Origin of the sequence: Dyadobacter linearis, assembly GCF_907165045.1 — a bacterium.
Lineage (GTDB): Bacteria > Bacteroidota > Bacteroidia > Cytophagales > Spirosomataceae > Dyadobacter > Dyadobacter linearis.
The window spans coordinates 838,634-851,008 of the sequence record NZ_CAJRAU010000002.1 but is presented as its reverse complement, the minus strand read 5'-3'; the positions used below and the strand labels follow the sequence as shown (position 1 = coordinate 851,008).

Sequence of the window (12,375 nt, the reverse complement as noted above, 5' to 3'; positions counted from 1 at the left end):
TGACAATTGTGCATTCGCATTGACTTAGGAAAGCGGCTTGTCTGTAATCAGCTGCGGAGTTGCTTCGGGTATATTGGTTATGATATAATTCTCGATCACTTTCTTATTGTAACCCTTATAACCTCCCTGAAAATCCCGGCCGGCGACAGAGATGAAATCTGCCATTCTTGCCGAGTTAAGCTGCTCCAAAAGCGCTGAGATGTCACCATCATATTTGATAAAATAACCGGAATACACCGTCACTTCCGGGTTTTCATACAACACGAAATTCGGCTCCCGGTTCATCGGCGAAAAAATGATTTTTTTGCCAAAAGAACTATCCAGCCCCTGCGACCGCCCGAATGCGTACCAGGCGACAGGATTAACCTTCCCATTATCACGACGATCGAGCGCAGGTTTTACTTTAAGAAAATACGAATATGTTTTCGGGTATCTGTGTTCCAGCTCCTTTTCCGGAATGATCTGATGCTTTCCAGCCTCACTTTTCTGGTATGGAAAAAGGATATATTCGGCCACCGGATCCGCCGGAGATTTAAGTTTGGAACCCTTTATGACCGGTTTCAGCAGCCCGGTTTCCAGATAAACGAGATCACCGTTTTTATTTTTAGCAAAGCAAATCCCGTCGCTCTCTTCCAGAATCTGGAACAGATAATACCTGTCAGCAAGCGTTGTTATCCCAACTGAAATCCTGCAAATGTCCCCCAATCTCGTCCCCTCGATCAGTTGTGATTCAGGCACGGAAAGCTTCCAGGGGCTGCTCAGTTCCGTAAAATAAAAATCCCTCGACTGGCAGTTGAATTGCTTATCAATGCATTGTTCAAATGTAAAATGTAGCTCCTTTTTGTTTCCAAAAACCGTGACAGCAGAGTAGGTGGAAGCATTTTCAAATACCGGAATTTTACCGTAATTGGTAATGTGTCTGAGATTTTGATTCTGCTCGAAATAGGAGCGGAGCAATTTTCCCGTTTCAGAAATGAAGAAGGAATTGGGTGTAATAAACCCGCAAACTCCATTTTTAGTTAATAAAACACTGGCGAGTTCAAAAAATGCCACGTAAGCATCGGTAGAACCCGACCGGCAGAATGTGTATTCCTGGCGAATGAATTGTCGCTGTTTTTCGGGTAAATGCTGGATCCGGATATAGGGCGGATTTCCAATAATCAGGTCAAATTTTGTCGCATTGTTCCGCTGAAAGAGCGCATCGCATTTACGCAGTTTCCACTTCACAGTAAGTCCAAGCGGCGCCACGAGCTGATCCAGGTTTGCGCGGCACTTCGCAATAGCCAGCGGATCAATATCCCAGCCATGCACATTTTGAAGTAGCCCCGGCAACTGTGCGGGAGGAACGTTTTTAATCAGAAATTCAACGACCGGAACCAGAAAACGTCCGTCACCGCAAGCGGGATCGAGTATTTTTTTGTTGGAAAAATCGGTATTGTAAAAACCGCAGAGGCGCAGGATTTTTTCGACTATATGAAGCGGCGTGTAGATTTGCCCAAGTAGCTTTTTCTTTTCATAAGAGCGTGTTTGTGATGCCATTCTGCGATAGGAGCCCGGTTTTCAATGCACGAAAGCACCACCTGCAACTGCCGCTAAAATAGTCATTTCAGCTCGCAAATGCGAAAGCCAGCCAGCTTTCTGAGTGAATCTGTCAGTACCGGCGGCGCAATGTCCTTGAAATCGATTTCGTAAGTGCTTTCATGGAAAGTGAATGTGCTCCCGTCTGTTCTGGTTCGCCTCGTGCCCGACTTGTACAATTGTCCGATTGAGCCACTTTCAAGCGCATATTTGTCGATAAAGCCTAGTAAGGAGGCGATTGTTCCGTCCGTGTCGGATTGGTGGAAGGAAATGCAAAAGTAATGCGTGGTCTTAGATCCCTTTTTGTGCAACTGAGAGGCGGGAATATTCAAAACATAATCGCCAGCCAATGTGCCCGACTTGCGTTTCATGGATTTGATATCGACGGAAAAATTCTCACTTTCAGATCGGATCAAAAAATCTTGTCCCCAATCCTGTCCGTCGGTTGCGCCGAAAGATCTGGTGGGTCTGGGAAGGTGGTAGCAATCGGCGAAGACGATCTCGCCTAGGGTTCCCGTAAATCGCAGCATTCTCGTGCTCGCCAAAGTAGCGGACGTTCCGGCGCCCGGCGCACCGGCGCCCGGCGCACCGGCGCCCGGCTTACCGTCCCAGATATTTGACACGTGATGGTGACGCAAAGAATATTCGACCAATTCCCGCGCTTCCAGCCTCTGCTCGTCGCCCACGGAGATTTGAATATATGTACCGGATTTCAAAACAGTTTGCTCCATGCAAATCTAATAGCAAGCAAAGTGAGTACGAAGCCTATTAATATGACAGAGAATGGGACGTAAGTCCATGCTACTAAGTTGATTCTGTCCATAAACCACATCACCCCGATCAATGCGGTAATGAGAGTCAGGAAACCGGAAATCTTGCCAAAACCGGGAATTAGTGAGAAAGGTATCTTGCTTTTGATAAGCATCAGCGTCAGAGCAAGTGAAATGACAGGAAGAAATTGCAAAATGATATTCGCCTGCCAGATGCTCTGCCTTTCGAAGAGGAACAAATAGATATTTAATGTAATTGCAAAGATTCCAGGAATGCAAGTCGCATAAACAAGTACTGCATAAATGTAACTCCACAATTTAACATCCCGACTTCCATGCGCAACCTCTCCAATACCCCACGCAAGAACAGGAAGTATACAAAAGTAAATAGCCGCCGGCCAGGGATTAGCGGAAATGTAGGCGAATAGTTGTGATAGTGTCATTTTTTTTGGGGAGGAGAGGGAGGAAGGGGAGGAAAGGGAGGAAGGAGGAAGGAGGAAGGAGGAAGGAGGAAGGAGGAAGGAGGAAGGAGGAAGGGAGAATGAAGAAAAACACTTCCTCCCTTTCTTCCCTCCTCCCTTTCCTCCCCCTTACAACCCCAATAAAAACCCGATCGTGAAATTCGCGTCCCAGTCGAATACGAACTGATCGCAGCCGGTGGCGTCTTTTACTGCTTTGTAGATGTTGACGCCGGCTTTGGATTTGGCGTTTGTTAGTTTTGAATAGGCTAGTGGCTCGCTCAGCGTTGTGAAGCGCTCTTTGCCTTTCCGTACTTCCTTAGCCATTTCGAACGGTACGCCTCCGATGATGAAGCACGTTTTACGTTTGTCGGCCGGGACTTGCTTGGCTTTCGACGATACTTCTTCATATACTTTCGAATCGTCTGAGCCTTCCTGATAGTACTTTGCGCCGTAAGATTCCAGGGCCGACACTTTGGTACCTTCCATCCACGACATTTTTGTATTTCCAGAACCAATATCCACTACAAAAGCCTTGTTCGCATATTCAGCCGGTAAAACCGACCTCAATGCAAGCTGACCTTCCTGCTCGGCTGTAACCTGGTTCACCACGTATCCGATCGACTTCAAAACCCTGGTAATCTTTGGTGTAACATCAGCCTTCGCAGCTCCTGAACTTACTACAAAGTGAATATCCTTGCTGCTAACCCCAAAATCGAGCATGCCACCGATATACTTTTTTAGACCAATGCGAATATCCTCGTCGGTGGCCATATTCTCGGTCACAAGGCTGTTCCCAAACTCCGACTTTTCAAGCGCCCAGCGTTTTTGATCGTCTACTTTGATAATAAATGAGTTGAAACCGCTAGCACCGAGTTCTACAACTCCTTTCAATTTCCCATCGACCGGGGCTGGCGGGGTATAAGTGAATGCAGAGTTGTCAGAAGTCGTAGCTTCCGAATTCTCAGGTGTACTTTCCGAAGGTGTCGCCTCCGTTTCACTTGCGTTGGATGCCTCGGTTTCAGGGTTCTGCGCCCGGTCTTCGGCCATTTGGTTCAGCGCTTTTTCGCCTCCAAAGTATTTATACCCTACAAATAATGCTCCTATAATAAGTGCCGTGATAATCAGGCGGCCTGCGACAGTAAGTCTTTTCATTGTTTTGTGCGGTAAATTGAACGATGTTAAATAAGTGAACGAAAATAGTTTAGTCTAAAAGTCCTTTATAGCTGGAATCCTTGGGCGCTTCCAGAGGTCGGGTTGTCTGAGGTTGCGCGTCAAGCTGGATGAATTTGAACTGGCCGGAGTTGTAAGCTTCCAGCATCGCCTGACCTTTGTCGGAAAGCAACCCGTTTTGAACGTCCACGCCATTGATAAAGTCAAGCGACAAATCCATCGCGCGTTTCATTTCACCCAGTTTCTGGCTCATATCATCCTGGATATATTCCATCGACTCGTCGAAATAGAACTTCTTGTCAGGGTTACCTTTGAAAATGCTCACTGCCGTACGCAATGCATTAGAGCTTTCCTTTACAATTCGGTACTCAGCCTCTTTCAGTTTAACCTTGATCTCGGTTTCCTTGATAATGTAATCAGCGCTTTTGTTCACTTTTTCCATGAATTCCAGCACCGTCTTCATATTACGCTGCAAGGGGAAAAGTTTCTCATTCATTTCCTGCAATCCGGCGCCTTCGATGGTTGCCAGTGAAGCAGTTTCCTTCATTCCCGGCCTGTCAAGCATGGTACTGGCTTTGTTGGCCTCCGCGAATTTCTGTTTGATCTGCTCATTATTCTGATTGATATTCTTGTTCAGCTTCACAAGCTGACCCGCCAGCGTATTGATCTGGCCCTGCATTTTCTCTCTTTTCTCTTTCAGATCGTCGATATAGATCTTCATAATGGCAATAGGATCGAGCTTGATAACAAGTCCCGTTATCTTACGCATTAATGTTTTGAAAAGAAAAAATACGGCTGTACGTACATCCCTGCTGGTAAAAAGGAATATAACGAGCGCCAAAACCGCCAGCAAAAAGCCGAGATACAAAGTGTTTTGCGTCACTTCTATCAGGAAACCGGCGATCTTGTTCCAATAGTATAATGCAGCGGCACCGAGTCCGCCAAGGAAAAGGAGCGAAGCAATGCCCTCCGGCTTACTCCAGTACGACCGCTTGGAAATGTCTTCCTGCGATCCGCCTATCTGTGAGAAATCTGGTGTTGCCATTTGTATAATAAGTCAGGTTATTTGAGATATTGGTTTATTTTATTCAAGTCGGATTTAATTTGTTCAACAAAGCTCAGGTGAGTTGCCTCAAAACTGTCTTTGTTCGCATTGATTTTCGCGCTTTGCTCGGTTACCTCTCCGGAAATCTGTCCAAGCCTGTTTCTGTTTTCCTCTATTTTCTTTTGTAAATCGAGGATCTGCTGTGAAATGGCGGTATTTGACTCTTCCAACTTTTTCTGTTCCTCCTGCAATGCACCGACTCTGTCTTTGATCGCTTTTTCTACATCTTTCAAAAACGAAGACCGGTCTTTGTCAAGGATATTCAGGTACTGGTCTGCGGAAGACTTCAAAATGGCCGGGTCTTTCGGGCCGCCCATTGCCTTAAAACTCGCCCAGGCCGCCTGGAATTGCTTTTCTTCTCCCAGCCCAAGCCCTTCCATGCTTTGGAGTGCCTGCTTGTATTCGAAATAATCAGGTCCGGGTAGATTGGCCTTTTCAAGAAGGCTCACAAAGTGATCGACAAATTTTCTGTCGATCTGCATCGTCCCGGCTACATTAGACACTGTCGGCGCCGGTTGTGGCTCCGGCTGGCCAACCGCAGGTTTAGTGACCGCAGCAGTTTTAGCTGGTTCTTCGCTCTCTTTGATAAAAAAGCTGAGTATTTTCTTTCCGATACCCGGTTCAGAGTCTGCCATAAGTGTATAAAGTGTTAGAATTCATTGGTTTTACCAGGTCAATATTACTAAAAAGAAAAGGATTTAAGGTGTGGGGATAGTTACCAGTGGTGCCCTGAATTGATGAAGCCTCGGAATTTTTGGATGGGATTGTGATGTAAATCTTGAACCGGGCTGCTTTTTTACTGAAGTTTACCCCAAAAACTCTGTATTATGCTCCAATTAGGTTTTAATAGCGCGATTTTAGCCGATTTCGGATTCGAACATGTAGTTCAGTTTGCTTCAAATCACGGGTTTTCCTGCGTCGAAATGATGTGCTGGCCGAGCGACAATGCGGACAGCAGGCGGTACGCGGGCGTGACACACATCAATGTGCTGGACCTCACGCCAGCCAGGGTGTCGCAAATCAGACATACATTAAAGGAAGCAAACGTTTTTATCTCCGCACTCGGTTACTATCCCAATCCCCTGGATCCGGACCCAAACCGTTCCGAATACTTTATTGAACACATAAAGGAAGTGATCAGGGGAGCTGCGAAGCTCGACATACCTGTGGTTACTACTTTCATCGGCCGCGATCCGTCAAAAAGTATCAAGGATAACCTGGCCCGCTTTGCGGACGTTTGGCCAGCCATTGTGAAGGTGGCAGAAGAGAATAATATCAAAATCGCAATCGAGAACTGTCCGATGTTCTTTACCGATGACGAATGGCCGGGCGGGAAAAACCTCGCGATCAGTCCGGCGGTGTGGGATAGAATGTTCGAGATCATTCCCAGCCCGACGTTGGGACTCAACTACGATCCGTCGCACATGATCTGGCAGATGATGGATGAAACTTATCCGATTTACAATTATAAATCACGATTGCATCATGTACATTTGAAGGATGCGAAAGTTTACAAAAATAAATTAGATCGTGTTGGTATCATGGCAAACCCGCTTGAATATCATTCTCCCAAACTGCCGGGACTTGGTGATGTAAATTGGAGAGCATTTTTCGCTGCACTAACTGACGTTCGTTACCGCGGGCCGGTTGTGATCGAAGTCGAGGACAAAGCTTACGAAGGCAGTATCAAGGATGTACAAAGTGCAATTTTGACCAGCCGAAATTACGTGAGACAATTCTTTGGCTGATTTACATTCATAATAGGTTTGCCTGAGATTAAGGTTTGTCAATGAACTTCATCAGAGGTTGAATAAACCTGTCGAAGTTTTCAATATGAGGTGAGTGGCCGATGTCGTTTAATTCGGCCAGCTCACTTTTGTTTATCAAAGCTTTCGTCTGCCGGCCCAGTGCAGGATAATTTCCCAGTGTCTTTCTGACATCCTCAGAGGCCAGGTTTTTGCCAACTGCACTACGGTCGCGCTGACCGATGATCAGCAGCGTAGGCACCTTGATCTGGTTGAGCTCGTAGCAAACCGGCTGGGAATAGATCATATCATAAGTGAGCGCCGAATTCCAGGCGATACGCGGATAATCCTTGTTCAGCGTCCAGCCAGCAAGCAGATTTACCCATTTGTCATAACTATCTTTCCATTTTCCGTCGTAGTAACTGTTCAGCTGGTAGTTTTTGATGCTGTTAAAATCACTTTTCAATTCGCTCATATACCATTTGTCAATGGATTGATAAGGCACTTTCACCTTGTAATCTTCCAGTCCGAGCGGGTTTTCGAGTACCAGCTTTTCGACCAGTTCCGGGTACATTAATGTAAACCTGGTGGCCACCATTCCACCCATTGAGTGGCCCAAAACGATCGTTTTATTCACATTCAGCTTATCCAAAATCCGTTTCGTGCCAGCCGCAAGTTCCTGGAAAGAGTATTGGAAATGCAGCGGTTTGGTTGATTTTCCGAAACCAATCTGATCAGGAATGATAACCTGATAACCTTTCTCCGATAGTGCTTTCGCTGTCTGCTCCCAGTAAGCTCCGTTGAAATTTTTCCCGTGCAGCAGCATGATGGTTTTGCCATTGCTTTTCGAAGGCTTGACAACCATATATGCCATTTTTAGTTTCTCGGCCTGCGAATCGAATTCAATGAAGGATACCGGAAAAGGATATTCATAGTTTTCAAGGTTCATATCAAGACTCCGAAGCGTGTCTTTCTGGGCAGTTGCAGCCTCGCTGAATAGGGCCAGGGTAGCGACGAAAAGCAGGGATTTGATTTTCATTGGAGTATATTAAAATGAAAAAAGGGATACCGGTGCCGGTATCCCTCTCACTCAAATCTTATACCAAACGAACTCAGCTGATCAGTTTCGCTTTGGTCGACAAATAGGCTGTCATGGAAGCCAGCACACCAACGATCGCAAAGGACCAGCGAAGATCCGCGAATTGCGCAACGATACCGATCAGCGGAGGGCCGATCAGGAAGCCGATGAAACTAATTGAAGAGACCGCCGCAAGCGCCATTCCGGGCGACATGGTTGTAGATTTTCCGGCTGCGCTATACACTAATGGAACCACGGATGAAACTCCAAAACCAACCAACAGGAAACCGAAAGTAGCTGGAACGAGGAAAGGGAAAAGCACCGAAATAGCCAACCCTGTACCCATTAAGATACCGCTGATCTGCAACATCTTCCTTCTTCCAAGTTTGTTGGCGAGCCAGTCTCCGGCAAAACGGCCGCCGGTCATTGTGCCCATAAACGCTACATAACCCAATGTGGTCATGGAAGCCGGCACGTGCACTGCCTCCTGGAAATATACGCCGCTCCAGTCGAACATCGCGCCTTCGCATACCATCGCACAAAATCCAATGAGTCCCAAAGTAAGCAGGTCGCGGTCTGGTTTTACAAATAGCGGCTGAGCCTGCCCATCGTTTTTGTCACTTTCTGGCATCGTGTGTTTGTACGCCATTAAGATGATCGCAAATGCAGCGATCGCAATGAAAATGAAATGAATGTGCGGGGGGATATTTACCGAGATAAACAGCGAGCCGATCATCGCGCTCACGAATCCGGCAAGGCTCCAAAGTCCGTGGAAGGATGCCATAATAGATTTCCCCCAAAGCTGCTCCACTGCAACTGCCTGCGTATTAATTGCAATATTGGTAAGGTTACCCCATAATCCGAATGCAAATAAAACGATAACCAGCTGCTCCGTGCGACTTACGAAACCAATAAATGCGAGTGTCGTCGCGTATAGGACAGCGCCGATCAATACCATTTTGCGGCTTCCGTAATGTGTTACCATCCAGCCGGAAATGGGCAAACTTGCCATTAAACCGATCGGTAATGCGAGCAATACGGTACCCAGGCCACCTTCTGTCAGGTGTAGCATATTTTTGATATCAGGAATACGGCTTGCCCAAGCTGCAAAACTGAGTCCCTGAACAAAGAAAAAGGCTGCCACCGCAAGGCGCAGGTATTTTCTGGAATCGGAGGGGGCGAAAATTGATAAATTCATGACTTGCTTTTTTTCTTTTCGGAGTGTGAAGTTGTGTACTTTTAAATTGTCTGCTATATAATTATTTCAAGTATTCTGTGAGTGTGCAAATGGTCTGAAATTGCACTGTACCAATTCGATACTTTTTAATCACCGCAAAATTAACGTATATACAACAATTTAGATTCAGTATGATGGTATTATTTAAATAATATTAAAAAGTAACTGTTGTACAAAAGAAAGATTTAGTGATTTACCTTTAAATTGTTGCAGTCCGCTTACTGATTTCTTAAATTGGCCATTCTACCAAACTCTCCGGCGGCTTATGAAAAGGTGCATTTTTACCTCTTTATTTATCATTTTAGTACTGACAGGAAAAATCCAGGCACAACCCGACCGGATCGCGAGGATCAAGGCGACTCTGCCTGTGATCGAGCAACTGTACCGAAATCAGGCTGCCAAACATCACTTGCCGGGGCTGGCATTTGGTATAGTAGTGGACGGGCAGCTTGTAATGGCTGGTGGCCAGGGATTCACCGAGGTCGCGACTAAAACGAAGGCATCTGAAAAATCACTGTTCCGCATTGCCTCTATGTCCAAAAGTGTCACGGCAATGGGGATACTGGCGCTGCGGAAGGAAGGTAAACTGAAACTCGACGACCCGGCCTATCTCTATATTCCCGAACTGAAAGATATGCCTGCGACCACCACCGACTCGCCACCGATCACGATCAGGCACTTACTGACACACGCGGCAGGGTTTCCGGAAGACAATCCCTGGGGCGACCGGCAGCTGAATGATAAGGATGAAGACCTGATAGCACTTATCAAAAGCGGCATTTCATTTTCCAATGCGCCTGGTATTTTTTATGAATACAGCAATCTGGGATTCGCTTTGCTCGGCCGGATTATCAGTGTGGTTTCGGGAAAACCTTATCAGCAATATATTGATGAAAAGATATTTAAGCCGCTTGGCATGAACAGTACGATTTGGGAATACACAAAATCTCCCAAAAACCTGCTGGCGCACGGATACCGTTATGAAGATGATGTGTGGAAGGAAGAAGAGCTTTTGCACGACGGCGCTTACGGCGCAATAGGAGGGCTGATCACTTCGATTGAGGATTTTAGTAAATATGTCGCGTTTCATTTGTCTGCCTGGCCTGCGAGCTCAGGCCCGGAAAAGGGCCCGGTTTCCCGGAGCGATGTGCGTGAGATGCAAATGCCGTGGAGTTTCAGCGGTTTGGTAGCAGACTATAAATATCCGAGCGGCCGGCCTTGCGCGCTCACGTCGGGTTATGGTTATGGGCTACGGTGGAGCCGGGATTGTGAAGGAAGGACGGGAGTGGGGCACACGGGCGGTTTACCTGGCTTCGGTAGTCAGTGGCAGATCTTGCCTCAATACGGGGTCGGGATCATTGCACATGCCAACCGTACTTATGCAGGGTTGTCCTCGGTTAATACCGCTGTGTTGGATACGATTATTAAGTTAGCTGGCTTGAAGCCGCTTCCATTGCCCGTTTCGGCTATATTAAAACAACGAAAAGACCAGATCACAAAGCTTCTGCCTGAATGGAAAAATGCCGAACAGAGCGGGATTTTTGCAGAAAATTTCTTTCCTGATCATTCTTTGCCGCATCGTAAGAAAGCGCTGGACGTATTGCTCGCCAAAGTAGGCGCAATCAAAGAAACTTCCGAAATGCGCGCTGAAAATCAGTTGAGGGGCACATTTTTGCTGAAAGGAGAGAAAGGGGATATTGAAGTATATTTTACGCTTACTCCCGAAAATCCGGCGCTGATCCAGTACCTCGACTTTTCATTAAAGGAATAAAATCAAATGAAAATTTAAAAAAGGAATAGGGGGGACGTTTTTTTCGATTGTCTGGTAAGAAAACATCCAGCAATTATGAAAAAGCGACTACTACTATTTACACTTCTGCTATCTGCCGCGGCAATGAATGTTGCGCAGGCGCAGGCAAATGAGACGATCTTTCGAAATACGGGAATCCGCAAATCGGGGGGATATGCCGCATTATCGAGCAAGTTTACCAAGATCAACGGGAGCTATGCGAATATGTCGGAGCTTTATGGTGGCTGGTTTATAAATCGCCGGCTAATGATCGGAGTGGAAGGTGCAGCTACAACCAATTTCATTCCTGTCCCGCTAGTGAACCAAACTTACCCTGGCAATAAAATGACCTATATGTACGGCCAGTTTGGTTTAATGACCGAATATGTGGTTGCTTCTACCAAAAAGGTACATTTCAATGTAAACCTCCTCACAGGCTCAGGATTTACATTGCAATATGATCGACGCGAGTTCGACGACTGGGATTTTGATGATTGGGACGAATATGACGACGATGAAAACGCGAACTTCTTCTTTGTTATAGAACCCGGTGTGCAAGTGGAATTTAACCTTTTGAAATGGATGCGTTTCAGCCCGGGTGTATCGTACAGGCAGACTTTTAATGCAAAGGGAAATGGGCTGAGTGACAAAGATCTCAGCAATATCTCCTATAACCTGACCCTGAAATTCGGTTTCTTTTAATGTGATAGACAAGATCCGGTTGACCTGATTTATTCATCGGCAAGCAATAGGAACAAAATTTATACAGTTATATACAAGTTGCATGCAATTTCAGGTCTAAACCACAGAGGGATGAAAGTTTTGAGTATTACGGTTTTCGGGATTTTGTTCCTTTCAGGATTGTCAGCAAAGGCGCAGAATGTCTATGATGTGATCGTGGCAGGAAGAACGATCGGCTCTTTGAAGGTTTTTGATGATAAGGGAATTGATAACAAGGAAACGCACCGGATCGAATCTGATTTCAAGGTGATGTTCTACAAAGGTAAATATGCGACGCAGACCGATTACGTGCAGGGTAAGCTGGTTTCCGCTACTTGTTCGCACCATGTGAATGGCGATCTGAAAGAGAAAACGCTCACCAAAAGTAGCACCAAATCGCTCTATGAGATTATGTTTTCGGGAGAAGATGCAGAGGATAAACCTAAAATGGTGTTCAACTCGCCGATCAGCAGCACGATCACCGGACTTTACTATAAAGAGCCTGTTAACGTGAGTGAAGTTTATTCAGAGCGTTATGGCAAAATGTGCAGCGTTAAAAAGCTGTCTGACGGAAAATACGGCGTATCGCTGCCCGACGGGAAACAGGGAATTTATTCCTATAAAAACGGGCTTTGTCAGGAAGTAAAAACGGATCTTGCAGGCTTTAAGTTGCGCATTGTCCTGAATGAGAAGAGATTATAGTCTTAGAAGAGCCGATCATA

The 12,375-nt window shown here is 46.1% G+C and carries 12 protein-coding genes; 4 read left to right on the top strand and 8 right to left on the bottom strand.

The window, feature by feature from the left end; genetic code table 11:
• Positions 1-24: 24 nt before the first annotated feature.
• The 6 genes from KOD92_RS09565 to KOD92_RS09540 all read right to left on the bottom strand — a co-directional run bounded on the left by KOD92_RS09565 (position 25) and on the right by KOD92_RS09540 (position 5,719).
• Positions 25-1,539, bottom strand: coding sequence for an HsdM family class I SAM-dependent methyltransferase (locus KOD92_RS09565; RefSeq protein ID WP_215233313.1), 1,515 nt, complete (start codon positions 1,537-1,539; stop codon positions 25-27).
• A gap of 62 nt (positions 1,540-1,601) precedes the next feature.
• Complete coding sequence (locus tag KOD92_RS09560; protein ID WP_215233312.1) at positions 1,602-2,309, bottom strand: hypothetical protein; 708 nt, start codon at positions 2,307-2,309, stop codon at positions 1,602-1,604.
• Positions 2,291-2,791 (bottom strand): hypothetical protein, encoded by a 501-nt coding sequence (locus KOD92_RS09555; protein ID WP_215233311.1) that lies wholly within the window; start codon positions 2,789-2,791, stop codon positions 2,291-2,293. Before KOD92_RS09555 ends, KOD92_RS09560 begins: the two co-directional genes overlap by 19 nt.
• A gap of 147 nt (positions 2,792-2,938) precedes the next feature.
• On the bottom strand, positions 2,939-3,961 hold the full coding sequence (locus KOD92_RS09550) for an acetate and sugar kinases/Hsc70/actin family protein (RefSeq protein ID WP_215233310.1): 1,023 nt from the start codon (positions 3,959-3,961) through the stop codon (positions 2,939-2,941).
• Positions 3,962-4,010: 49 nt separating this feature from the next.
• Positions 4,011-5,024, bottom strand: coding sequence for a hypothetical protein (locus tag KOD92_RS09545; protein ID WP_215233309.1), 1,014 nt, complete (start codon positions 5,022-5,024; stop codon positions 4,011-4,013).
• Between the two features lie 17 nt (positions 5,025-5,041).
• The gene (locus KOD92_RS09540) at positions 5,042-5,719 is read right to left on the bottom strand and encodes a hypothetical protein (RefSeq protein ID WP_215233308.1); all 678 of its coding nucleotides are present in this window, start codon (positions 5,717-5,719) and stop codon (positions 5,042-5,044) included.
• Positions 5,720-5,911: 192 nt separating this feature from the next.
• Here KOD92_RS09540 and KOD92_RS09535 point away from each other — a divergent pair, with 192 nt between their 5' ends.
• Positions 5,912-6,832: a sugar phosphate isomerase/epimerase family protein gene (locus KOD92_RS09535; RefSeq protein WP_215233307.1), complete on the top strand. Its 921-nt coding sequence runs from the start codon at positions 5,912-5,914 to the stop codon at positions 6,830-6,832.
• 28 nt (positions 6,833-6,860) lie between these two features.
• Here the strand turns inward: KOD92_RS09535 and KOD92_RS09530 are convergent, their stop codons facing one another.
• Together KOD92_RS09530 and KOD92_RS09525 are read right to left on the bottom strand one after the other, a co-directional pair.
• Positions 6,861-7,868: an alpha/beta fold hydrolase gene (locus KOD92_RS09530; RefSeq protein ID WP_215233306.1), complete on the bottom strand. Its 1,008-nt coding sequence runs from the start codon at positions 7,866-7,868 to the stop codon at positions 6,861-6,863.
• Between the two features lie 73 nt (positions 7,869-7,941).
• Positions 7,942-9,105 carry an MFS transporter gene (locus KOD92_RS09525; protein ID WP_215233305.1) on the bottom strand — a complete coding sequence of 388 codons (1,164 nt, stop codon included), beginning with the start codon at positions 9,103-9,105 and terminating at the stop codon, positions 7,942-7,944.
• 304 nt (positions 9,106-9,409) lie between these two features.
• Here KOD92_RS09525 and KOD92_RS09520 point away from each other — a divergent pair, with 304 nt between their 5' ends.
• From KOD92_RS09520 to KOD92_RS09510, 3 genes are all read left to right on the top strand, one after another.
• Positions 9,410-10,915 carry a serine hydrolase domain-containing protein gene (locus KOD92_RS09520; RefSeq protein WP_215233304.1) on the top strand — a complete coding sequence of 502 codons (1,506 nt, stop codon included), beginning with the start codon at positions 9,410-9,412 and terminating at the stop codon, positions 10,913-10,915.
• A 75-nt stretch (positions 10,916-10,990) separates the two neighbouring features.
• Entirely contained in the window at positions 10,991-11,635 is a 645-nt protein-coding gene (locus KOD92_RS09515) for a hypothetical protein (RefSeq protein WP_215233303.1), read from the top strand.
• A 111-nt stretch (positions 11,636-11,746) separates the two neighbouring features.
• Complete coding sequence (locus KOD92_RS09510; RefSeq protein WP_215233302.1) at positions 11,747-12,355, top strand: DUF6134 family protein; 609 nt, start codon at positions 11,747-11,749, stop codon at positions 12,353-12,355.
• Positions 12,356-12,375 lie beyond the last annotated feature (20 nt).